At 52.1% G+C, this 23,503-nt stretch carries 15 protein-coding genes, 1 tRNA gene and 1 pseudogene; 10 read left to right on the top strand and 7 right to left on the bottom strand.

The features are described from left to right. Window positions 1-479: 479 nt before the first annotated feature. A complete protein-coding gene (locus tag KMZ15_RS05730) occupies window positions 480-2,552 on the top strand; it encodes a UvrD-helicase domain-containing protein (protein ID WP_223691519.1) in 2,073 nt (690 codons plus the stop codon). A gap of 34 nt (window positions 2,553-2,586) precedes the next feature. On the opposite strand, the gene KMZ15_RS05725 is transcribed toward KMZ15_RS05730, so the two are convergent. Further along, window positions 2,587-3,177 (bottom strand): cytochrome c5 family protein, encoded by a 591-nt coding sequence (locus KMZ15_RS05725; protein ID WP_223691517.1) that lies wholly within the window; start codon window positions 3,175-3,177, stop codon window positions 2,587-2,589. A 190-nt stretch (window positions 3,178-3,367) separates the two neighbouring features. Here KMZ15_RS05725 and KMZ15_RS05720 point away from each other — a divergent pair. After that, window positions 3,368-3,443 (top strand) — tRNA-Arg (locus tag KMZ15_RS05720). Window positions 3,444-3,475: 32 nt separating this feature from the next. On the opposite strand, the gene mfd is transcribed toward KMZ15_RS05720, so the two are convergent. Beyond that, window positions 3,476-6,940: a transcription-repair coupling factor gene (gene mfd, locus KMZ15_RS05715; RefSeq protein WP_223691508.1), complete on the bottom strand. Its 3,465-nt coding sequence runs from the start codon at window positions 6,938-6,940 to the stop codon at window positions 3,476-3,478. A 116-nt stretch (window positions 6,941-7,056) separates the two neighbouring features. Between mfd and ispD the strand changes: the two genes are divergently transcribed. The 3 genes from ispD to clpB are packed head-to-tail and all read left to right on the top strand — an operon-like array spanning window position 7,057 to window position 10,940. After that, complete coding sequence (gene ispD / locus KMZ15_RS05710; protein ID WP_223694727.1) at window positions 7,057-7,791, top strand: 2-C-methyl-D-erythritol 4-phosphate cytidylyltransferase; 735 nt, start codon at window positions 7,057-7,059, stop codon at window positions 7,789-7,791. 17 nt (window positions 7,792-7,808) lie between these two features. Next, on the top strand, window positions 7,809-8,288 hold the full coding sequence (gene ispF / locus KMZ15_RS05705; protein WP_223691506.1) for a 2-C-methyl-D-erythritol 2,4-cyclodiphosphate synthase: 480 nt from the start codon (window positions 7,809-7,811) through the stop codon (window positions 8,286-8,288). A 54-nt stretch (window positions 8,289-8,342) separates the two neighbouring features. Next, window positions 8,343-10,940 carry an ATP-dependent chaperone ClpB gene (gene clpB / locus KMZ15_RS05700; protein WP_223691504.1) on the top strand — a complete coding sequence of 866 codons (2,598 nt, stop codon included), beginning with the start codon at window positions 8,343-8,345 and terminating at the stop codon, window positions 10,938-10,940. A 31-nt stretch (window positions 10,941-10,971) separates the two neighbouring features. Here the strand turns inward: clpB and KMZ15_RS05695 are convergent, their stop codons facing one another. The 4 genes from KMZ15_RS05695 to folD all read right to left on the bottom strand — a co-directional run bounded on the left by KMZ15_RS05695 (window position 10,972) and on the right by folD (window position 14,849). Further along, complete coding sequence (locus tag KMZ15_RS05695) at window positions 10,972-11,340, bottom strand: CCDC90 family protein (RefSeq protein ID WP_223691501.1); 369 nt, start codon at window positions 11,338-11,340, stop codon at window positions 10,972-10,974. Between the two features lie 56 nt (window positions 11,341-11,396). After that, a complete protein-coding gene (locus tag KMZ15_RS05690) occupies window positions 11,397-11,633 on the bottom strand; it encodes a type II toxin-antitoxin system Phd/YefM family antitoxin (protein WP_223691499.1) in 237 nt (78 codons plus the stop codon). A gap of 257 nt (window positions 11,634-11,890) precedes the next feature. Continuing rightward, window positions 11,891-13,966 carry a M3 family metallopeptidase gene (locus tag KMZ15_RS05685; protein WP_223691497.1) on the bottom strand — a complete coding sequence of 692 codons (2,076 nt, stop codon included), beginning with the start codon at window positions 13,964-13,966 and terminating at the stop codon, window positions 11,891-11,893. Between the two features lie 7 nt (window positions 13,967-13,973). Next, complete coding sequence (gene folD, locus KMZ15_RS05680) at window positions 13,974-14,849, bottom strand: bifunctional methylenetetrahydrofolate dehydrogenase/methenyltetrahydrofolate cyclohydrolase FolD (protein WP_223691494.1); 876 nt, start codon at window positions 14,847-14,849, stop codon at window positions 13,974-13,976. A 375-nt stretch (window positions 14,850-15,224) separates the two neighbouring features. On the opposite strand from folD, the gene aceE reads away from it, so the two are divergent. From aceE to aroC, 5 genes and pseudogenes are all read left to right on the top strand, one after another. Beyond that, window positions 15,225-17,918: a pyruvate dehydrogenase (acetyl-transferring), homodimeric type gene (gene aceE, locus KMZ15_RS05675; RefSeq protein WP_223691491.1), complete on the top strand. Its 2,694-nt coding sequence runs from the start codon at window positions 15,225-15,227 to the stop codon at window positions 17,916-17,918. 83 nt (window positions 17,919-18,001) lie between these two features. Next, window positions 18,002-19,372, top strand: coding sequence for a dihydrolipoyllysine-residue acetyltransferase (locus tag KMZ15_RS05670; RefSeq protein ID WP_223691489.1), 1,371 nt, complete (start codon window positions 18,002-18,004; stop codon window positions 19,370-19,372). A 44-nt stretch (window positions 19,373-19,416) separates the two neighbouring features. Continuing rightward, a pseudogene (gene lpdA / locus KMZ15_RS05665) lies at window positions 19,417-20,838 on the top strand (dihydrolipoyl dehydrogenase); the annotation flags it as partial. 80 nt (window positions 20,839-20,918) lie between these two features. After that, window positions 20,919-21,365: a CBS domain-containing protein gene (locus KMZ15_RS05660; RefSeq protein ID WP_223691487.1), complete on the top strand. Its 447-nt coding sequence runs from the start codon at window positions 20,919-20,921 to the stop codon at window positions 21,363-21,365. 82 nt (window positions 21,366-21,447) lie between these two features. Beyond that, on the top strand, window positions 21,448-22,548 hold the full coding sequence (aroC, locus tag KMZ15_RS05655) for a chorismate synthase (RefSeq protein WP_223691485.1): 1,101 nt from the start codon (window positions 21,448-21,450) through the stop codon (window positions 22,546-22,548). Window positions 22,549-22,561: 13 nt separating this feature from the next. Here the strand turns inward: aroC and KMZ15_RS05650 are convergent, their stop codons facing one another. Continuing rightward, on the bottom strand, window positions 22,562-23,473 hold the full coding sequence (locus KMZ15_RS05650) for a cobalamin-binding protein (protein WP_223691483.1): 912 nt from the start codon (window positions 23,471-23,473) through the stop codon (window positions 22,562-22,564). Window positions 23,474-23,503: the final 30 nt, after the last annotated feature.

Raw genomic sequence — 23,503 nt, 5'->3', positions numbered from 1 at the left:
GGAAGCTGTCCTTGGCACGAGACACAGCGACGTTCAACATATTGGGTTTTTGGTCGAAAAAAGCGCCGCCCTTGGAAGGCGCAAATCGTTTCGCTCATGGTTATGTCTCCTTTATATTATAATTAAATCGGATGGTAGCATATTGTGTTTCCCGCTGAGCCAGTGTAAGTCGAGCGCTGCATTTGGATTATCGGCAGCGATATACTTACGAATGGCTTTTCGGTCTTCTTGGCTGGGCGAGTCCAGACCAGTTGCATGAGCTAGCGCCAGTTATCTTGCACCGTGTTTCTGTGCGCTAGGTCGCTGCTTCGTCTTCGACTTCTTCTGCCGAAATGATGTCGTCGGCATTGGCTGCGTTGATGCCAATCTGTAATGCGTTTTTGCATTAACAAGTCGCATCTCAATATTTTTTCTGCGCGTGTTAAGATCATCCCCCTTGTGCCGATTCACGGCCTTTTTATCTGAATATAAAGCATACGATGTCCGCTGGTTTGAACCCAGCGCAGCGCGAAGCGGTGCGCTATCTTGATGGGCCTTGCCTGGTGCTCGCGGGCGCGGGCAGCGGCAAAACGCGCGTGATTACGCAAAAAATTACGTATCTGATTGAAGAGCGAGGCTTTGAGCCTAAATATATTGCCGCCGTAACTTTTACCAATAAAGCCGCTGCCGAAATGCGTGAGCGTGTGGCTCAGCTACTGGAAGGCAAAACCATGTCTGCGCCTGGCAAGGAAGGGCGCAAGATACCTGCTAAGCAACTCACGGTTTGCACCTTTCACTCGCTTGGCCTGCAAATGCTCAGGCAAGAAGCCGAGCATGTAGGCTTGAAGCCGCAGTTTTCGATCATGGATGCGCAAGATTGCTTTACGATGGTCCAAGAGCAAGCGGCCACCACTGACAAAGCACTGATCCGCCGTATTCAAAGCGCGATTTCGCTTTGGAAGAATGCGCTGGTAGCGCCGGAGAGCGCGCTTGCCAACGCTAGCGATGAAGATGAGCATCAGGCAGCACTGATTTATCGTAATTATGTCGCCACGCTGAGCGCTTACCAGGCAGTGGATTTTGATGATTTGATCCGTATTCCGGCCGAGCTTTTAGCGGCTAATGAAGAGATCCGCGACAAATGGCAAAACCGCTTACGTTATTTGCTGATTGATGAATATCAGGACACCAATGCTTGCCAATATACTTTACTGAAGTGGCTAGCTGGGCCGCGGGCAGCATTTACAGCGGTGGGTGATGACGATCAAGCGATTTACGGTTGGCGTGGCGCGACACTGGAAAACCTCAAGCAACTGCAAGTTGATTTTCCTGCGCTAAAAGTGATCAAGCTGGAGCAAAACTATCGTTCGACCGTGCGTATTTTGGATGCGGCTAACAATGTGATTGCTAACAATCCCAAGCTGTTCGAGAAAAAATTATGGAGCGAACATGGGGTGGGCGATGCGATTACGGTAACGGCGGCTAATGATGACGAGCATGAGGCTGAGTCAGTGGTATTTCGGCTCTCCGCACATCGCTTTGAGCGGCGGGCGCAGTTTCGCGATTATGCGATTCTGTACCGCGGTAATTTTCAGGCGCGGGTATTAGAGAAAGTGCTGCGACGTGAGCGAATTCCATATGTCTTATCAGGCGGGCAATCATTTTTTGAGCGCGCTGAAATTAAGGATGTGTGCTCGTATCTAAGGCTGATCGCCAATGCGGATGATGATCCAGCGTTTATTCGGGCGGTCACCACTCCTCGCCGTGGTGTGGGTAACACGACGCTTGAATCCCTTGGCGCATTTGCTGGACAAGCGAAGTGTTCGCTGTTTGAGGCGGTTTATATGGGGGCGCTTGAAGCACGGCTTGCGGTGCGCCAACTTGAGCCGCTGCGCGCATTTTGTGATTTTATTGAGCGCTTGCGGGTCCGCGCGGCGAAAGAGCCCGCGACGGTTTTGCTGGATGACTTAATGGCGGGCATTCAGTATGAGGCTTATCTATATGATACATATGATGAGCGCCAGGCGCGGACCAAATGGCAAAATGTCCTTGAATTTCTTGAGTGGCTTAAACGTAAAGGCACTAAGCCTGAGCTAGAGGAGCAAACAGCCACTGGCTTTGATACGGCCGATGGTCTCTCCGATACAGGTAAAAACTTATTGCAACTGATTCAAATGGTGGCTTTGATGTCAATGCTTGAGGGCCGTGATGAAGACCCTGATGCAGCGCGACTGTCAACCATACATGCAGCCAAAGGACTTGAGTATCCGCATGTATTTTTAATCGGCTGTGAAGAGGGAATTTTGCCGCATCGAGGGGGCGAAGGTGTTGAAATGGATGATGCGCGCATTGAAGAGGAAAGACGCTTAATGTACGTCGCCATTACTCGCGCCAAGCGCAGTCTACATCTTACGTATTGCACTAAACGTAACTATGCGCAGCAAACGCAAGTATGTGAACCGTCGCGTTTTATTGCAGAAATGGTGCTGGAGGAGAGTGCGCCGGGCGCGCCAGAAGACGCCCCGATGACGCCGAAAGACCGTTTGGCTAATTTAAAAGCCCTGTTAAATTAGTCTCGCCGCCCTATTGATTAGGGATCAATCAATTTTATTTAACGGCTTTGATCATATAATCAACCGCTGCTTTAACTTCAGCATCAGGGGCATTTGAGCCGCCTTTAGGCAGCATATTGCCTTTGCCATGCAGAGCGTATTTATAGATGGTCTCGATCGATTCTTTTAAGCGAGGCGCCCAGGCGGTTTTATCGCCGAGTTTAGGGGCATCCATCACGCCAGTGCCATGACAGGCAACGCAAAATTGTGAGTAGAGCGCTTTGCCGGCTTGCGCCAGATCGGCGCCACTGCCGGCAACTGATGGGGTGGGGATTGCAGACAGTGCAGCCAGCGCGGCTGAGGCGGTAGTTTGCGTAGTCGGCAAAGCGTTTTCTGGCGTGGTGGCGGCGGTATTTAATGCTGGTGTTGCTGCTGCTTCGCGGATTTCGAGCTGAGCGATGGGGGCGATGCGCTGAGCAATGGAGGCTGGTGACATAGCATCGGTGCCTGTGCCTGCACGATAGGTATTATCAACATATTCGATCAGCAAGAGAATGCCTACGACTGGAATCAAAAAAGAAGCAATGACGACTACAATAAGCTGCCGCGGAGTTTTAATGAGTGCGTCGTGATGGTTTTCGCTCATGCTAGTTTTGTCTCCATTATTGAACGATATCAACAAATTATAAGTTTAAACGATTGATTTGAGGGGGGTGTTTTTGATGGAAAAGCCCGATCAGAGGGCAGATAGCTAGATATTCACACTGAACACATAGACTTCGTGAGCTGAAACGGGTATCCTTGCGACTTCGCTTAGCAGTCTCTCGCTTTGCCAAGCGCCCGTAGCTCAGTGGATAGAGTGTCGGCCTCCGAAGCCGAAGGTCGCTGGTTCGATCCCAGCCGGGCGCGCCAAAATACAATAAAAATACGCCTCTTTATACTTGTCACTCTAACCCACGCAACATACGTAAGGTCGCTCTTAGCGTCGTCAGCCGTGCCGGCAGATCCTGCGCCTGAGTTTCAATCCGCAGCTTGTCTTGCCCAATCAGTTTGATATGACGATGCTTTTGTACCAGCGCAATGATGTACGCCGCGTTGATCGGTGGGTTAGGCATAAACAGCAGGGTGATTGCACTTTCTGACACATCGATTTTTATAATGCCAAGGGGTTTGGCGGCTACGCGTAAGCGGTGTGTTTCAATCAGTGCGTGGGCCGGCGGGGGAAGCTTGCCAAAGCGGTCAATCAGTTCCTCGTGGATGGTATCGATAGCATCGTCAAGGGCGCAGCCTGCCAGTCGTTTGTATAAAGACAGTCGCTGTTGCACGTCGCCACAATAGTCTGCAGGCAACAGTGCGGGGACATGTAAATTGATATCTGTAGCAGCGGCAAGCGGTGCGGTCAGATCCGGCTCATGGCCAGCTTTAAGTGCGTTGACGGTATCATGCAGCATCTCGCTGTAAAGTTGAAAGCCAATGGCATGAATTTCCCCTGACTGTTTGTCTCCCAGGACTTCACCGGTGCCGCGGATTTCAAGGTCATGCATGGCTAGATAAAAGCCTGAGCCTAACTCTTCCATTTGCTGAATCGCTTCGAGTCGGCGCATGGCCTGTTTGGTTAACGCTTCTGGATCGTGCACCAGTAAATAAGCATAAGCTTGGTGATGCGAGCGGCCAACGCGGCCACGTAACTGATGCAATTGGGCGAGGCCGAATTTATCTGCGCGATGCATCAAAATCGTGTTGGCGCTGGGTACGTCAATACCGGTTTCAATGATGGTGGTACATAAGAGCACATTGGTGCGCTGAGCAACAAAGTCACGCATCACGCGTTCCAGCTCACGTTCGTGCATCTGCCCATGCGCGACTGCGATGCGGGCTTCGGGCATCAACTCTTCGAGCATCAGGCGACGCTGCTGAATGGTCTCAACTTCATTATGCAGAAAATAGATTTGGCCGCCGCGTTTGAGTTCGCGCAGCATGGCCTCGCGGATTGTGCTGTGGTCTTCGCGGCGCACAAAAGTTTTAATCGCTAGCCTTTTTTGAGGGGCGGTGGCAATCACCGAGAAATCGCGTAACCCTTCCAGCGCCATCCCCAGCGTGCGGGGGATTGGCGTCGCGGTAAGCGTGAGCACATCGACTTGCGCGCGTAAGGTTTTAAGCGCTTCTTTCTGGCGTACGCCAAAGCGGTGCTCTTCGTCGATAATGACCAGCCCGAGTTGCTTAAAATTGATTTGTGGCGACAATAATTTGTGGGTGCCAATCACAATATCGACGGTGCCGGCCTGCAATGCAGTGATTGCTTGAGCAATTTCTTGGGTGGTTTTGAAGCGCGATAACTCGGCAATTTTAACCGGCCAATCTGCGAAGCGATCGGAAAAAGTCTGAAAATGTTGCTCGGCCAGAAGTGTCGTGGGCGCTAGCAGCGCCACTTGCTTGCCATCTAACACCGCAATAAAGGCAGCACGCAGCGCCACTTCTGTTTTACCAAAACCGACATCGCCGCAGACCAGTCGATCCATCGGTTTGCCACTGGTCATATCTGCCATCACAGCCGCAATCGCGGCGGCCTGATCCGGCGTTTCTTCAAAGCCGAAACTTTCAGCAAAACGTTCGTAATCATCGGGCGATAGAGAAAAAACATGCCCCTCGCGGGCCGCGCGGCGAGCGTACAGATTGAGCAGTTCAGCGGCAGTGTCGCGGATTTGCTGGGCGGCTTTGCGCCTGGCTTTTTCCCACTGGCCGGAACCGAGTGCATGGAGGGGGGCATTCTCTGGGCTAGCGCCGCTATAGCGCGAAATCATATGCAAGTGCGAAACCGGCACGTAGAGCGTGCTATTGGAGGCATACTCGAGGTGTAAAAATTCAGTCTCGCCCTCGCCTAAGTCCATTGAGGCTAAGCCGTGATAGCGTCCAATGCCATGTTGACTATGCACGACGGGTTCGCCAATTTTAAGTTCGGACAAATCGCGCACCATCGCATCGACGTCGCTCGCTTGTTCTTGCCGGCGGCGTCCGACACGTCGCGCCAGCCCACCGTACAGTTCGCTTTCTGTGATGATGGCAAGATCTTCGGCGGGTAAGGCAAAGCCCGTGGCCAGTGGCGCGGTCGTTAGTGCAAAGCGCAGCGTCTCATCTGTAAAAGCCGCAAAAGTGTCAAGCACAGCGGGCTTGAGAGAATGCTCGCCAAGCATTTGCAGGATGGTTTCGCGTCGCCCAGCGGATTCGGCCGCAATCAGTACGCGTTGCGATGTCTTGCCTAGCCAGTCACGAAGTGCGGCCACCGGGTCGCTGGCCTGACGGTTCACTGAGAGGTTCGGCAGTGGCTCAGCCCAGTGCGTGCGGCGCGCTTGGCCGGCAGCTGGCGTTGCTAGAATAAGGCGCGCAAAAGGTTTAGCCTGGGTAAAAAAATCCTCATCTGACAAAAAAAGGCGTGCCGGTTCTAGAATGGGCCGCTCGCGATGATGAGACAAAAATGTGTAACGCTGTTTCGTATCGGCGGCGAACTGCTTGATTGCTGTATCTAGATCGCCAATCATTGCTAAGTGAGCAGTGGGCGGCAGATAATCAAAAAGTGTTGCTGTTTTGTCAAAAAACAGCGGTAAATAATATTCAATGCCGGCTGACGGTATGCCGACGCCAATGTCTTTATAAAGCGGCACCCGGCTTGGGTCGCCCTCAAAGAGTTCGCGCCAGCGGCTGCGAAACGCAGTGCGCGCAGGCTCGTCAAACGGAAATTCACGGCCCGGTAGCAATCTTACTTCACGCACTGGGTAGAGACTGCGTTGGGTATCTGGATCAAAAGCGCGGATCGAATCAATTTGATGATCAAATAAATCAAGCCGGTAAGGCAACGCAGAGCCCATTGGAAAAAGATCAATCAGCCCGCCACGCACGCAATATTCGCCGGGTCGCATGACCTGGCTGACATGCTCGTAACCGGCGAGGGTCAGTTGCGCTTTAAGTTGTGCTGTATCAAGCTGCTCACCTTGCGTAAATTCAAACGTGTAGGCCGCCATAAAAGAGGGCGGCGCCATCCGGTAAAGGGCGGTGGTGGCGGGTACCAGCACAATATCGCAGCGCCCCGCGCTCAGATCATGCAGGGTTGCCAGCCGTGCTGAAACCAAATCCTGATGTGGCGAAAAAGCATCATAAGGCAGGGTTTCCCAGTCCGGCAAAAGGCGTACGCGCGCTTCAGGTGCGAAGTAAGCGATTTCATGCTGCAGTCGCTGAGCGTCGGCTGCGAGTGCGCAAAAGACCACCAGCAAGGGTAACTGTGGGCGATGGGTGGTGAAATAACGCGCGAGTGCCAGCGCATCGGCTGAGCCGTATGCGCCATCAAAGACAAAGCGCTGACCGGGCTTGACTAAGCTAGGGACAGGAGGAGAAGCGAGCGTGATGTTTTCAGGCATAGAGCAACAAGGCATAATACATAAGTAGCGTGGCGAGCTCTTTCAGAACTTCGCCGCAAAGGGGCTATTATAGAATCTGAATCGATTTTTTTATTTTGGTTGACGATAAAGTGCTTGTGAATGAACGTCTTTTTGTAGTTATCCCATGTGCTGGCACTGGGCAGCGGGCAGGCGCTCAATTGCCCAAGCAGTATCGCATGGTGGCAGGTCACAATCTGCTTTATCACACGCTGGCGGCTTTTGATGCGTGTTCTGAGTTAACCCAAACGCTCGTGGTATTGGCGCCCAATGATACTCACTTTGACCCACGCCGTTTTAGTGGCTTGCGTTTTGCGGTGCGCCGCTGTGGCGGTGACAGTCGCCAAGCGTCGGTCCTTAACGGCTTAAAGGCGTTGGCGGAATTTGGCGCGCGTGATCATGATTGGGTGTTGGTGCACGATGCCGCCCGTGCGGGTATCCAGCCAGAGTTGATCCGTTCGCTGATTCGTGCCGTACGTGATGATCCGGTGGGTGGCATTGTGGCATTGCCACTGGCGGATACCTTAAAGCGCCAGGCGCCGGCGAGTGAGGTTGCAGCAGGGGTTGCACCGTCGCTACCGGCTATTTTGCGCACCGAACCACGCACCCAGTTATGGCTAGCGCAGACACCACAAATGTTTAGACTAGGGATGCTACGTCATGCGCTCGTGCGTGCGCAGCAAGAAGGGCATATACTCACTGATGAGGCGAGTGCTTTTGAAGGGTTAGGACATTCGCCTAAACTAGTACAAGGCAGCTTGCGTAATTTTAAGGTCACCTACCCGGATGATTTCGACATCATCGAAGCCATCCTGGGTCGTCAAAAAATCTAACATAAGGGGATTTAAGCATGCAATTTCGTATTGGACAGGGCTATGACATTCATGAGTTGGTGCCAGAGCGGCCCCTTATCATTGGTGGTGTGCGAATACCTTACGAGCGAGGATTACTCGGCCATTCGGATGCCGATGTGTTGCTGCATGCCGTGATTGATGCGCTTTTGGGCGCGGCGGCGCTGGGCGATATTGGGCGGCATTTTCCCGATACGGATCCGCAGTTTGCGGGCGCTGATAGCCGGACGCTGCTGCGCGAGACGCTAAATCGAGTGCAAGCTGCGGGCTATATGGTGGTTAATCTAGATAGTACGGTAATTGCGCAAGCGCCTAGACTCACGCCTCATATTGATATGATGTGCGCAAATCTTGCCGCTGACCTAGAGGTGCCGCTCGATTGTGTGAATGTCAAAGCGAAAACTAACGAAAAGCTTGGTTTTCTTGGGCGGGGCGAAGGCATCTCTGCGGAGGCGGTGGTTTTGCTAAGACGGCCTTGAAAAACTCATCAGTCACCCTAACTTGTAGTGCAGTAACCGAGATAGAGGCGTTCAATGAGAATTGATAAATTTACCACCAAATTTCAGCAAGCATTGGCTGATGCGCAAAGCTTGGCCGTTGGCAACGATCATCAATATATCGAACCGGCTCATTTGCTGTTGGCGCTGCTCGCGCAGCCCGATAGTGCTGCACGCTCATTACTGGCGCATGCTGGAGTGCACCTTCAGGCATTGCAGCAAGCGCTCAGTAGTGCGCTTGAGCGTTTGCCAAAAGTCCAAGGCACGGATGGCAATGTGCAGCTTGGCCGTGATCTTACAGGTCTGTTGAATCAGACGGATAAAGAAGCGCAAAAAGCCGGCGATAGCTATATTGCCAGCGAAATGTTTTTGCTGGCGCTAGCCGACGATAAAAATGAAATAGGTCAGTTGGTGCGCCAGCATGGCTTAACGCGCAAGGCGCTAGAGGCCGCGATTGCCGCTGTGCGGGGTGGTGACTCTGTGCGTAACCCAGAAGCAGAAAGCCAGCGCGAGGCCCTGAAGAAATATACGCTAGACTTAACTGAGCGGGCGCGGGCGGGTAAGCTTGATCCGGTGATTGGCCGCGATGACGAAATTCGCCGGTCAATCCAAATTTTACAGCGCCGCACAAAAAATAACCCGGTATTAATTGGTGAGCCTGGCGTGGGCAAAACGGCAATTGTCGAAGGGCTTGCACAACGCATCGTCAACGGAGAAGTGCCGGAATCACTTAAAAGTAAGCGTGTTTTATCGCTCGATATGGCGGCCCTCTTAGCAGGTGCAAAATATCGTGGCGAATTTGAAGAGCGGCTGAAAGCCGTGCTCAGCGACGTTGCCAAGGACGAAGGGCAGACAATCGTTTTTATCGATGAAATTCATACTGTCGTGGGTGCTGGCAAGGCTGAAGGCGCGCTTGATGCAGGCAACATGCTGAAGCCTGCGCTCGCGCGCGGCGAGTTGCATTGCATTGGCGCGACTACGCTTGATGAATACCGCAAATATGTCGAAAAAGATGCCGCGCTTGAGCGGCGTTTTCAGCGGGTGCAAGTTGACGAGCCTAGCGTAGAAGCCACCATCGCAATTTTGCGCGGCTTGCAAGAAAAATACGAATTGCATCACGGCATTCAGATTACCGATCCAGCGATTGTAGCGGCTGCTGAGCTTTCGCACCGTTATATCACAGACCGTTTTTTACCGGACAAGGCGATTGATTTAATCGATGAGGCCGCTGCCAAAATTAAAATGGAAATTGACTCTAAGCCGGAGGCCATGGACCGGCTTGAGCGCCGCTTGATTCAGTTAAAAATTGAGCGTGAGGCGGTCAAAAAAGAGCCAGATGAAGCCTCGCAAAAGCGCTTGCAGTTGATTGAGGTGGAAATTGACCGGCTTGGCAAGGAATATGCCGATCTCGAAGAAATTTGGAATGCCGAGAAAGCGGCCGTGCAAGGTAGCGCACACCTTAAAGAAAAAATTGAGCGCACCCGGGTTGAGATTGCTCGCTTGCAGCGCGAAGGTAAGCTAGATCAGGTGGCGCAACTGCAATATGGCGAACTTCCTCAATTGGAGGCACAGCTTAAACAGGTGACCCAAGCCGAAACCGAAAAAAAGCCGGGAGCCACTCGCCCGCAGTTATTACGCACCCAAGTGGGCGCGGAAGAAATTGCTGAAGTGGTCTCGCGCGCAACGGGTATTCCAGTCGCTCGCATGATGCAAGGCGAGCGAGATAAGCTGATGCATATCGAAGCCAAGCTACATGAGCGTGTCATTGGCCAAGACGAAGCGATTCGTGCGGTGGCCGATGCCATCAGGCGCTCGCGGGCCGGCTTAGCAGATCCGGGGCGGCCGTATGGTTCTTTTTTGTTTATGGGCCCAACCGGCGTGGGTAAGACGGAGCTATGTAAAGCGCTCGCTGCATTCTTATTTGACTCGCAGGATCATTTGATTCGCATCGACATGAGCGAATTCATGGAAAAACACAGTGTAGCAAGACTGATTGGCGCGCCGCCTGGTTACGTTGGCTATGAAGAGGGCGGTTATCTGACTGAAGCCGTCCGGCGCAAACCCTATAGCGTTATTCTGCTTGACGAGATTGAAAAAGCGCATGCCGATGTTTTCAACGTTCTCTTGCAGGTACTAGACGATGGCCGCATGACCGATGGGCAAGGGCGTACAGTTGACTTTAAGAATACCGTGATTGTAATGACCTCTAACTTGGGCTCGCATCTGATTCAAGCGATGGTGGATGAGCCTCATGAGGCGGTGCGTGATGCCGTGTGGACTGAAGTCAAACAGCATTTCAAACCAGAGTTTTTAAACCGGATTGATGAAGTGGTCGTCTTCCATGGGCTGGATCGCGCGCAGATTGAGTCTATTGCGAAAGTCCAGCTGGCTAACTTGACTGAGCGTCTAGTAAAGCTCGACATGCAATTGGAGATATCGGAGGCAGCGCTGAAACAAATCAGCGCGATTGGCTATGACCCGTTATTTGGCGCTCGCCCACTTAAGCGCGCTATTCAGCAGGAAATCGAAAACCCGATTGCAAAGTTGATTCTTTCAGGAAAAGTTGGCCCGAAAGATTTGATTCCGGTGGATTATCAAGATGGGCGGTTTGTCTTTGAGCGGGTAGTGCATTAATTGTACTAGCTGTGATCAGAACTACTACACTTCAAACCGCTGCTGAAGAAGTGGGCAGTAATTTGAATAAGCCAACTAATAAACTCGTTTGTGCTAAAAACAGACCGATCACCCAGGCCACTAAAGTATCTCTTAGCTTGGAAAGCTTGATATCCGTATCTTTGCTTGCAAGTTCAAAGCGGGTATCTATATCTTTGCGTAATTCACTGATATCTTTATGCACATGAGAAAATTTTTCATCTACCCGAACTTCAAGCTGGGCTAAATCGTCTTTTGTGGCTAATCTCTCATCGATAAGCTGCGCTTGCAGGCCGGATAAAGTTTCCGCCTGCTCGAGCGGCATGCCGGCTGCAGTCAGCCGCTTGATGAACTCGTAAGTGTCAAAGATTAATTTACTCATGAGAAGCGTCCTATATTGAGTTAATGTAGCATATTCGTATTTGTTGCTGGTAAGCACTATGCAACCTCTCTCCGTTTAAACAGTGCATATATTTGTTCGGGTAACCTTCTCAGAGGCGAATGCTTTTGAGGCATTAAGCCAGGTTTATAGTGCATGTTGGCATTTTGCTTCCACGGCACGAGCTTAACTAAAAAACGACTGCCATCGGCAATTACAATTTGCTCGCCCGCCAGCGCCGCCTCAATGAGGCCGCATAACTTGATTTGTGCTTCATAAATATCGACTACTCGCATTATTTAATCTCCATCTATTTAACCTATTAAAGTTATATTTATTCTATTTGGTTTTAATTGAGAGCGCAAGCTTATTGATGCAATTTTTGTGTATGATTTTTGGTGTGGCAGCAGGGGCAACCGCCATGTGTTTGATTTAACCCGGCTGAAGGCCTTCGTCAGCGCCTTTCTTGAGGCGCGTGAGCAAAGTAGTGTGCCGCGCAACTATGCTGACGCTGCTAAACAGCCTCTGATTTTAGAGGCTGTCTCGGCTATCTTTAAACGTTCATCCCATGGTGGCGCAACAACGCATCAAGCGTGGGTTCACGACCGCGAAACGCTGTGAATGACGCCATCGCGGGCCGGCTGCCCCCGGTTTCAAGTATTTCTGTGCGGTAGCGAGCGCCGATAATCGGGTCAAGGACGTTGCCATTTTGGGCTTGCGCGGCTTCTTCGAATGCCGCATAAGCATCGGCGGATAACACTTCGGCCCATTTATAGCTGTAATAGCCAGCCGCATAGCCGCCTGCAAAAATATGGCTGAAGGTATTTGGCCAGCGCGAGAACGGGGCCTGCGAGATGACATGGTAGGTGTCATTCAGAGCGCGTGCCAGTTCGTCGACGCGGGTGGTACCAGTCGGGTCAAAGTCAGTATGTAAATGCAAATCAAACATCGACAAAACGACCTGCCTGAGCGTGCCTAAACCACTTTGAAAATTTTTGGCGGCCAGCATTTTGTCAAACAGAGTTCGAGGTAGTGGCTCGCCAGTATCAATATGCGCGCTCATGGCGTGCAATACTTCCCATTCCCAGCAGAAATTTTCCATAAATTGCGACGGCAATTCAACCGCATCCCATTCAACGCCATTAATGCCGGAGACGGCGAGTTCATCAATGCGCGTGAGCATATGGTGCAGCCCGTGGCCAAATTCATGGAACAGGGTAATCACGTCATCGTGCGTGAAGCAGGCAGGTTTGTCGCCGATCGGTGCTGAGAAATTACATACTAGGTAGGCAGCCGGCGTTTGGATGGCACCATCTTGCTGGCGGCAACGAGCCCGGGCATCATCCATCCAGGCGCCGCCACGTTTGCCTTCGCGGGCGTAAAGATCAAGGTAGAAGTGGGCGATTAATTGGCCACTGGCGTTTTCGATGCGGAAAAATCGTACATCGGGGTGCCAGGCCGGCGCGTGGTCAGCGCGTAAAGTAATATTAAAAAGCGTTTCGGCAACTTTGAATAGACCGGCAAGTACGGTATTTTCAGGGAAATACTGTTTGACTTCATTTTCAGAAAACGCATAGCGCTGCTCACGCAATTTTTCAGAGGCAAAGGTAATATCCCATGGCGCCAACTCGGCCAAGCCAAGCTCGCTGGCGGCAAAATCTTGTAATTGCTGCCAGTCTTTTTCTGCATAGGGGCGGGCGCGTTGCGCTAGATCATCAAGAAACTGTTTGACTTGCGCTGGGGACTCGGCCATTTTGGAGGCCAGTGACACTTCAGCGAAATTGGCGTAACCGAGCATATGCGCTTCTTCGGCGCGCAGGGTAAGCTGTTCGATGATATTTTGGGTATTGTCCCACTCAAGCTTACCGTTGCTGTATTGGACGCCCAATTCTGATGCCCGGCTATGATATGCCCGGTACATTGCCTCGCGCAGTGGCCGATGTTGAGCAGATTGCATCACCGGGAAATACGACGGGAAATGCAAGCTAAAGGCCCAGCCTGCTTGACCATTTTTAGTCGCCAGGTGACGCGCGCTCTCGCGCACATCGGCGGGCAAGCCGGCCAACTCAGCCTCATTGGTCACTAGATATGAATAGGCATTGGTGGCATCAAGCACGTGGTCAGAAAAGGCTTTTGATAAATTCGCTTGACGCTCTTGCAAGGCCGCAAAACGTGGCTTGCTGGCGTCATCTAGCTCAGCGCCGGCAAGCCTGAATTCGCGTAGCGCATTATCGAGGATTTTTTTACGTGCCGCAGATAAGTCTGAGTTATCGGGGTTTGCCGCAATCGCCTTATATTTTTCGTAGAGCGCTAAATTTTGGCCGACGTTGGTCCAGAATTCAGTGACACGTGGGAGGTTTTCGCTGTGCGCTGCACGTAGCTCTGGGGTGTCAGCCACCGCATTGAGGTGACCAATTACGCCCCACGCGCGCGACAGCGGCTCGGTTGCGCGCTCGACGGCCGCCACTATATTTTGCCAGTCAGCCGGCGTGTCAGTTGCACTGGCACGCTCAATGGCGGCGGTTGCATTGGCGAGCAACTCATCCAGCGCGGGCGTGACGTGTTCGGCGCGAATCTGCGCAAAGCGTGGTAAATCGGAAAAGTCGAGCAGCGGATTATCAGATTTCATAAAATTTTTAAGCGATCTGTGAATTGAGGTGATCTGTACATGCTTGTTCGGCCGCTTCAACGGTATTCACAAGCAACATGGTGATGGTCATTGGACCGACGCCGCCAGGTACCGGCGTGATGTGGCCAGCCACTTCTTTGACCTGTTCAAAATCAACATCACCGCAAAGTTTACCTGCTTCATCACGGTTCATGCCAACATCAATGACGGTCGCACCGGGTTTAACCATATCGGCCGTCAGGAGATTGCGCTGACCGGCAGCTGCAATCACGATATCCGCTGTGCGCGTATGAGCGGCCAGGTCCCGCGTTTTGCTATGGCAGATGGTGACCGTGGCGCCAGCCTCAAGTAACAGCAGCGCCATCGGTTTGCCGACAATATTTGAGCGGCCAATCACGACCGCCTCGGCGCCGCTCAGCGGAATCTGTGAAGCTTGCAGCATCTTCATAACGCCGTATGGCGTACAGGGTCGAAAGCGCGGTTGGCCAGTGAGTAAGGCGCCGGCGTTGGCAATATGAAAGCCATCCACGTCTTTAGCGGCGGCAATGGCTTCAATCACTTTATGGCTGTTAATATGTGCCGGCAGAGGTAATTGCACCAAAATGCCGTGAATGGCTGGGTCGCGATTGAGCATCTCAATGCGCGCTAGCAACTCGGCTTCACTGAGATTTGCTGGGTAACGGTCGCATGAAGAGTGCAGGCCATGTTCCTCACAGGCTTTCACTTTATTGCGGACATAGACAGCACTGGCTGGATTGTCGCCGACTAATATCACCGCCAGCCCAGGCCGGCATCCTTGTTGGGCAAGAGTAGCAGCGCGCGCGGCGACGTCAGCGCGGACAATTTTTGAGAGGGCGTTGCCGTTAATTAAAGTAGCGGTCATGAGATAGTAGAGGGCGAGTTTTGTAGTCTGGCAAAATTGTAGAGTGTCGATGAGGCTACAAAACAAATACCTTGTTGATGGAAAGCAACACATTATACTGGCTATGTCATTGCTGCAAAGAGGCATGGTTATTCTCAACGCATGTTTGATCTCTGTCGCGGGCGGCGCTCACCGAGCTTTGTTTTGCCCTCAATTTTATGCTGCAATGCAATAATTTTTCACATTATGGGAATATGTCCCGTAATTTGGAAATTCTTCTTGCATTGCTGAATGTGCGCTCTTTACAATTTGGCCGTTAAGACCTGTTTCGGCTTAAATCGCTGTCTAAAGCGAAATACGTCAAACAGGGAAGCAGTTCTTTCATCAGGAGACAAAATGTCTGCCGTACCCAAGGAAGTGTTGAAATATATTGCTGTCGAACACGATGAAGATCCCGAAGAAACGGGTGAGTGGCTAGAGGCGCTTGAAGGCGTGCTGGCCAGTGTTGGCCCGCAACGTGCTCACTATTTGATTGAAAAACAGATTGAGCTCGCCCGCTTGCGTGGCGCTCATTTGCCATTTTCGGCAACCACGCCTTATATCAATACGATTCCAGTTGAGCAGCAAGTGCAATATCCTGGGGACTCGGACATTGAACACCGCATTCGATCCTATACGCGCTGGAATGCCGTTGCGATGGTCTTGCGCGCGGGTAAAGAGACGAACGTAGGTGGCCATATCGCCTCCTTTGCCTCCGCCGCTACGCTGTATGACGTGGGCTTTAACCATTTCTGGCATGCGCCTTCTAAGGAGCATGGGGGCGATTTGATTTTTATGCAGGGCCATTCGTCGCCGGGCATTTATTCGCGAGCCTTTTTGTTGGGCCGGCTGACGCAAGAGCAACTGGATAATTTCCGCCAAGAGGTGGGGGGCAACGGCATTTCGTCTTATCCGCATCCATGGTTAATGCCGAATTTTTGGCAATTCCCAACCGTGTCGATGGGGTTGGGGCCAATTATGTCTATTTATCAGGCGCGCTTCATGAAGTACCTAGCGATGCGTGGCATCGTTCAAACCGAAGGGCGCAAAGTATGGGCCTTTTTGGGCGATGGCGAGACCGATGAGCCCGAGTCCCTCGGTGCGATTGGCATGGCCGGCCGCGAACGGCTCGATAATTTGGTGTTTGTGGTGAACTGCAATCTACAGCGGCTCGATGGTCCTGTGCGCGGCAGTGGCTCGATTATCCAGGAATTGGAGTCTTCTTTTCGTGGCGCGGGCTGGAATGTGATTAAGATCGTTTGGGGCAGCCGCTGGGATGCTTTGTTTGCCCGTGATAAAACGGGTGTACTGATGCGCCGCATGAGGGCAGTCGTTGATGGCGAATACCAAACTTACAAATCTGAAAGCGGCGCTTATGTGCGCGAGCATTTTTTCAATACACCAGAGCTCAAAGCATTAGTTTCAGATTGGTCAGATGACGATATTTGGAACTTAAATCGTGGCGGACACGATCCGCATAAAATTTATGCAGCTTTCTCCGCAGCGTCGCAAGCGTGTGGCCAACCCACCGTAATTTTAGCCAAAACAATTAAAGGCTATGGCATGGGTGAAGCAGGTCAAGCGATGAATATCACCCATCAGCAAAAGAAAATGCCGATTGATGCACTGAAAAAATTCCGTGATCAATTCCGTCTGCCGATTACAGATGAAGCCCTGGCCGATGTCCCTTACCTGAAATTTGAAGAGGGTTCAAAAGAGCTGACCTATATGCGGCAGCAGCGCATGGCGTTAGGCGGTTATTTGCCGGCTCGCCGCGCTAAGGCTGAGCCGTTGCCAGTGCCCGCGTTAACTAGTTTTGAACCGGTTTTAAAAGGAACCGGAGAAGGCCGCGAGATTTCAACGACGATGGCTTTTGTGCGGATTTTAAATATCTTGCTCAAAGATAAAGCGTTGGGTAAGCGGATCGTGCCGATTGTGCCGGATGAGTCGCGGACGTTCGGCATGGAAGGTTTGTTCCGGCAGATTGGTATTTGGAATCAGGACGGCCAAAAATATGTGCCGGAGGATTCTGATCAGCTGATGTTTTATAAAGAATCAAAAACTGGCCAGATTTTACAAGAAGGGATTAACGAAGCGGGCGGGATGTGCGACTGGATCGCGGCGGCAACGGCGTATTCAACGCACGGCGAGCAGATGATTCCCTTCTATATCTTTTATTCGATGTTTGGCTTTCAGCGCGTTGGCGATCTGGCATGGGCTGCTGCCGATATGCGCTCGCGTGGCTTTTTGCTGGGCGCGACAGCTGGACGCACGACGCTCAATGGCGAAGGGTTGCAACACGAAGATGGCCATTCGCATCTGTTTTCAGCCGGGATTCCAAACTGCGTAAGCTATGATCCGACATTTGGCTATGAGCTCGCGGTCATTATGCAAGATGGCTTGCGCCGGATGGTGCAGGAGCAAGAAGACGTTTATTACTATATTACGGTAATGAATGAAAACTACGAGCATCCGGCATTGCCGGCAGGTATTGAGCAAGATATTGTGAAAGGCATGTATTGCTTTAAGAAAGCCGATTCTCAGCAGGACACAATGCCCCGCGTGCAACTGCTCGGTTCAGGTACCATTTTCAATGAAGTGATTGCGGCTGCCGACCTACTAGCAAAAGATTGGGGGGTGGTTGCCGATCTATGGGGGTGCCCAAGCTTTACTGAGCTTGCTCGAGATGGGCAAGCCACTGAGCGACACAATCTACTCCATCCTGCTGAGGCGCCAAAGCACTCTCACGTTGAGACATTGCTAAAAGACGCCAAAGGCCCAGTGATTGCGGCAACGGATTATGTACGCGCCTTTGCTGAGCAAATCCGGGCTTTTGTGCCAGGTCGCTATGTGGTCTTGGGGACAGATGGTTTTGGCCGCTCGGATACACGCGAGAAGCTGCGCCACTTCTTTGAGGTTGATCGCTATTGGGTCACCGTGGCGGCGCTCAAAGCCTTGGCGGATGAAGGCGCGATTAAGCCACAGCTGGTGGCTGAAGCATTAGCCAAATATCAGCTCGATCCGGCTAAACCTAACCCAATGACCGTTTAGTAGGCCTGTTCATATCGATGTATGGATAGGATATAGTGCAGCCCCTTATACGGGTTGCATATCCTCCTCTTAGAGAACACATAATGAGTCAAATCATTGAAATTAAAGTACCGGACATTGGCGACTACGCTGACGTGCCAGTCATTGAAGTGCTGGTGGGTCCAGGAGACATGGTTGAGGAAGAGCAGTCTTTGCTGAGTCTCGAGTCGGACAAAGCCACGATGGATATCCCGAGTCCCAGCGCTGGTCGGGTCAAAGAAATCAAAGTGAAACCCGGCGCGCGTGTTTCTCAGGGCACAGTGATTGTCTTGCTTGAGAGCGTGGCTGAAGCTCCGCTAGCCGAGCACGCGTCGCCGGCTCAAGAAGCGGCCACGAATCGCCCTCAATTGCCGGTAGCGCAGAGTACAGTAGGTGCGCCCACTGAGCAGCAGGGAGCAGTCTCAGCCAACTCGAGCCAGCCGCCTTGCCCCGCGTTAGCACCAACGTCAGCAGAGGCAACGGCTCTAACTGGCGTAGCCAGCCCGCCAGCAGACCGCACGGCAAGCCATGCCAGTCCTTCAGTACGCCAATTTGCGCGCGAGCTTGGGGTCGATGTGCAGCAGATTAGCGGCAGCGGGCCTAAAGGACGTATCACACAAGACGATGTGCGCGCTTACGTAAAGGCTGCATTGCAAGGTGGATTGCCGGCCTCGGGCGCGGTAGCGAGCGGCGCCGGTGGTGGCCTCAATTTACTCCCCTGGCCACAAGTTGCCTTCACAAAATTTGGCCCAGTCGAAGCCAAGCCCTTATCGCGTATCAAAAAAATTGCAGGCGCTAACCTGCATCGCAATTGGGTCATGATTCCCCATGTGACGAGCAATGAAGATGCTGATATTACAGAGCTTGAAGCTTTCCGGGTAAAGCTAAACCAAGAAAATAATAAAACTGCCGCCAAGGTCACCATGCTGGCTTTTTTAATCAAAGCCAGCGTTGCGGCGCTTAAACAATACCCCAGCTTTAATACTAGTCTGGATGGCGATAACCTGATTTATAAACAGTACTATCACATTGGCTTTGCGGTAGATACCCCGAATGGTCTGGTGGTGCCGGTGATTCGAGATGCCGATCAAAAAGGGGTGCAGGAAATTGCACAAGAGACCGCAGAACTGGCTCAACTCGCCCGCGAAGGCAAGCTAAAATCTGACCAGATGCAGGGTGGCTGCTTTTCAATTTCTTCGTTAGGCGGTATTGGCGGCACCTACTTCACGCCCATTATCAACGCGCCTGAAGTGGCTATTTTGGGCGTTTGCCGTAGTGCGCTAAGCCCGGTATGGGATGGTCAGCAGTTCATGCCACGTCTCATGCTGCCGCTTTCTTTATCGTATGACCATCGCGTTATCGATGGCGCTGAAGCGGCTCGTTTTAACGCCTATCTGGCTGCTGTGCTAGCCGATTTCCGCCGTGTAACCCTGTAGTAAAGGTTTGATAGATGAGTTCAATTGAAACTAAACAGCCGCTAGCAGCGGATCCGGTGGAGTGTGATTTACTGGTACTAGGTGCTGGGCCCGGTGGCTATGCTGCAGCGTTTCGAGCCGCTGATCTTGGCTTGCACACGGTACTGGTTGAACGTTACCCAACGCTTGGCGGGGTCTGTTTAAATGTCGGCTGCATTCCGTCGAAAGCCTTGCTCCATACCGCGCAAATTAGTGCGGAAGTGAAAGCCTTGGCGGCGCACGGTATCTCGTTTGGCGAAGCACAAATCGATTTAAATAAACTGCGTGCCTTTAAATCTGGGGTGATCGATAAGCTAACCGGCGGCTTAGCGCAGATGGCCAAAGCGCGTAAAGTGCAAGTTATAAATGGGGTAGGTGAATTTACTAGCCCTCACCAACTGGCCGTCCAAGCTGACGCCGGTCAGGTGCGCCAGGTCAAATTCAAGCATGCCATTATTGCGGCGGGCTCGCAGTCAATACCGTTGCCTTTTATGCCGGCTGACCCGCGCATCGTTGATTCAACGGGCGCACTTGAATTGCGGCAGATTCCACAGCGCATGTTGGTGATTGGCGGTGGCATCATCGGCCTTGAAATGGCAACCGTTTATTCAGCGCTTGGCGCGCAAGTTGATATTGTTGAAATGTCGGATACCCTGATGGCCGGGGCCGATCGTGATTTGGTCAAAGTATGGGAGAAATTTAATGCCCCTCGCTTTGGGCAGATCATGCTCAAAACCAAAACGGTTCAAGCCGAAGCAAAAAATGATGGGATTCATGTTAGTTTTGAAGGCGCACAGGCGCCTAGCAGTGCACAATGTTATGACCTGGTGCTGGTAGCCGTCGGGCGCAAGCCTAATGGCCATCAAATCGGCGCCGACAAAGCCGGCGTCCAGGTCAATGAGCGCGGCTTTATCCTCGTTGACCAACAGCAACGCACCAATGTGCCGCATATTTTTGCAATTGGCGATGTCGTGGGTCAGCCTATGTTGGCCCATAAAGCTGTGCACGAAGGGCATATTGCGGCGGAAGTCGCCGCCGGCCAGAAAGCTTATTTTGATGCGTATCAGATCCCTTCGGTTGCCTATACGGATCCAGAAGTGGCGTGGACGGGCAAAACGGAAGCCCAGTGTCAAGCAGAAGGCATTCAATATGGCAAAGCAGTGTTTCCGTGGGCCGCTTCCGGCCGCGCCGTTGCCAATGGCCGCGATGAAGGTCTTACCAAACTGATTTTTGACCAAACTACGCACCGTGTGATTGGCGGCGGGATTGTCGGTACCAGCGCGGGAGATCTGATTGGCGAGCTTTGCCTGGCAATTGAGATGGGGGCAGACGCAGCCGATATAGGTAAAACGATTCATCCCCATCCGACGCTCAGCGAATCAATTGGCATGGCGGCCGAACTGTTTGAAGGCGTCTGCACCGACTTACCTGCGCAACGAAAGAAATAGCCTTGGCCGAACAGCCTACTTTATCTTTGCTAAGCTTTCCGTTAGCATCCAGACATTGAGTCAGCCCAAGGAAGGGATCTATGCAAGTCTGTGACATACTGAAAGTCAAAGGGAATACGCTTTTCACGGTAAGGCCTGAGACACCGTTGCTCGAAGCGGTGGATACCATGGCGACGCACGATATTGGTTCGTTGGTCGTGATGGAAGAGGGTAATCTGGTGGGTCTTCTCACCTTCCGAGAGATTATTCTGACTTTGCGAGCAAGTGACGGCGTGATTGGCGCCACCACTATCCGTGACGTTATGAATAGCAGTCCATTGGTTTGTTCGCCCGAGACGGATGTTAATGTGGTCCGCCGCATGATGCTAGAACGACATGCACGCTATTTGCCGGTGTTAAATGAGCGCACCTTAATGGGGGTGATTTCGTTTTACGATGTGGCTAAAGCCGTGGTTGAGGAGCAAGGTTTTGAAAACCGCATGCTCAAAGCCTATATTCGGGATTGGCCTGAAACCGAAAGCCAATGAAATGGCTGCCTTGAGATGATGTACACTGGGCCGGCAATGCCGCTTTTCTCAATTCTCCGTTTAATTTTTTAGGCCAGCGGATATGTCCGGTAACACTCTTGGTACGCTTTTCACGGTTACCACCTTTGGCGAATCCCACGGTCCGGCGATTGGCTGTGTCATCGATGGCTGTCCGCCTGGACTGACCCTGACGCAAAATGATATTCAGCTTGAGTTAGATCGCCGTAAGCCTGGCACGTCGCGTCATGTGACGCAGCGCAAAGAAGACGATAGTGTTGAAATTCTTTCCGGTGTCTTCGAGGGCATCACGACGGGTGCGCCAATTGGACTGTTGATCCGTAATACGGATCAACGGAGCAAAGATTACGGCAATCTTGTCGATACTTTTCGTCCTGGCCACGCAGATTATACTTACTGGCATAAATATGGTCTGCGCGACTATCGCGGTGGCGGCCGTTCATCGGCACGCTTAACAGCGCCCTTGGTAGCGGCAGGCGCCGTCGCAAAAAAATGGCTGCACGAGCATCTAAAAATCAAAATACAAGCCTATATGGCCGCGCTTGGCGAGATTAATATTCCATTCATTGATTGGGCCTATGTGCCAGAAAATCCATTTTTTTCCCCTAATGCAGAGATTGTGCCGCAGCTAGAAGCTTATATGGATCAACTGCGTAAAGAAGGCGATTCAATCGGTGCACGCATCACGGTCATCGCAAGTGGCGTACCAGTTGGCCTGGGTGAGCCCGTTTTTGATAGACTAGACGCGGATATTGCGCATGCGATGATGGGCATTAATGCCGTTAAAGGGGTTGAAATTGGCGCTGGTTTCGCCAGCATCGCCCAGCGTGGCTCGCAGCATGGTGATGAACTGACTCCGGCTGGCTTTATGAGTAATCATGCCGGGGGTATTCTTGGCGGCATTACGAGTGGCCAAGATATCACCGTCTCTCTTGCCATTAAGCCGACTTCGAGCATTCGCACGCCACGCCAGTCGATTGATAAAACTGGTGCTCCGGCGATAGTTGAGACCTTTGGGCGGCATGACCCCTGTGTTGGCATTCGCGCCACGCCAATTGCTGAAGCAATGCTCGCCTTGGTATTGATGGATCATGTGCTGCGTCATCGCGCACAGTGCGGTGACGTGCAGGTGTTAACGCCGCGTATTGCTGCTTCAGCGAGATAAGCCCGCTATAATCCTATTCCTGCTTAAGCCGATTGCGTGCGGTATCAAGTGCTTTGCACAGTCGTGCGGCACCTTGCGCAATGCGTGGGGCGGGGCGGTCGAGTAAATCTGCATCAATCGCAAAAAGAGCATTATGCTGAGTGGCGCTCAGTTGCGGCCAATTGCGCCAGCGCTCTAAGCTGGGTAGGGCTTGACCGGTTGCGATTGCGCTAGGGCGCGACACAATAATTGCCTGCGGGTCAGCTGCCAGCACCGCTTCTAGCGAAATAACAGGGACCTCTGGTGCTAAATCAGCAAACACATTATGGCCGCCGCATACTCTAATCACATCGCTGGCTATTTGCTTGCCGTTCAGCGTGATCAAAGGCTGATCAGATACTTGATAAAACACCCGTACCGGTGCGCGTTGCGCATAGCGTGTGCGTAACGCTGCAATGTCTGCACGCAATCGAGCCGCGGCTGAATCGGCGGTGGCGCGGGTGTCAAATAAAATGCCAAATTTTTCAAGCGTGATAGAAATATCGTTGAGTTGGCGTGGCGCGTTATAAAAAATCGGAATATGTAATTTGCGCAGGGCGTTCAACTGACGCTCCACATTGCCATGCTGCCAAGCCACCACCAAATCAGGTCGCAACGCAATGATTTGCTCCAAATCAAGTGCTTGGTAATCGCCCACTCGCGGTAACTGTCTCGCGGCATTTGGGTAATCGCTATGCTTGACAGTACCGCGCAATACAGATCCGCCGCCGGCTGCGTAAATTAATTCAGTGAGATGCGGTGCTAGGCTAATCACCCGTTTGGCCGGTGTGGTAAGCGTGACTACTGTGCCGACATCGTCTGTCACTTGGATATTTGCAGAGGCACTATAGGGTGTTATTGCTAGCACGCTAATCAGTAGTTGGATCAAATTTTTATGTAAGCGCATTTCGTTGCAAGCTCAGTATTATCCCGCCTA

The sequence above is a fragment of the Mycoavidus sp. HKI genome, from assembly GCF_020023735.2.
In the GTDB taxonomy this organism is placed as follows: Bacteria; Pseudomonadota; Gammaproteobacteria; order Burkholderiales; family Burkholderiaceae; genus Mycoavidus.
The sequence above is the reverse complement of the archived record's forward strand: the minus strand, read 5'-3'. Positions and strand labels throughout refer to the sequence as shown.